Annotated in this window: 1 protein-coding gene; it reads left to right on the forward strand. The window is 43.4% G+C overall.

Annotation, left to right across the window (positions count from 1 at the left end; translation table 11 throughout):
* Nucleotides 1-470: molecular chaperone (locus tag AB4496_RS27530; RefSeq protein WP_372133154.1), on the forward strand; the 470-nt coding region annotated here is incomplete at both ends.

Raw genomic sequence — 470 nt, forward strand, 5'->3', positions numbered from 1 at the left:
GTCTGAGAGTGCGATGCAAAAGGCTTGGATTGCGATTCAACAAGCCGCAACCGAATCAAACCGCGAAGCACTAGAAGATGAATATCAGAATCTTTTCATTGGCATTGGCCGCGGAGAGATTGTTCCATTTGGCTCTTGGCATAGAACTGGCGCCATGATGGAAAAACCCTTAGCAGAGATTCGTCATGACCTAGAGCTTTTAGGCATTGAACGTGATGATCAAGTGAAAGAACCAGAAGATCATATTGCTGCATTGTGTGAAGTAATGGCGATGCTAACCAATGAAGAAGACGCGCTTCAACAAGCCGTTTTCAATAAGCATCTTGGTCCTTGGTTTAACTCTTTTACGCGTCAGCTTGAAAGTGCAGAAAGTGCGAACTTCTACAAATCAGCAGCACAGCTGTGTGAAGCATTCCTAACGTTAGAGCAAGTGCGTTTTAGCGTTAATACAAAAAGCAGTAAACATAAAT

The organism is Vibrio sp. 10N.222.46.A1 (genome assembly GCF_041473595.1).
In the GTDB taxonomy this organism is placed as follows: domain Bacteria; phylum Pseudomonadota; class Gammaproteobacteria; order Enterobacterales; family Vibrionaceae; genus Vibrio; species Vibrio tasmaniensis_A.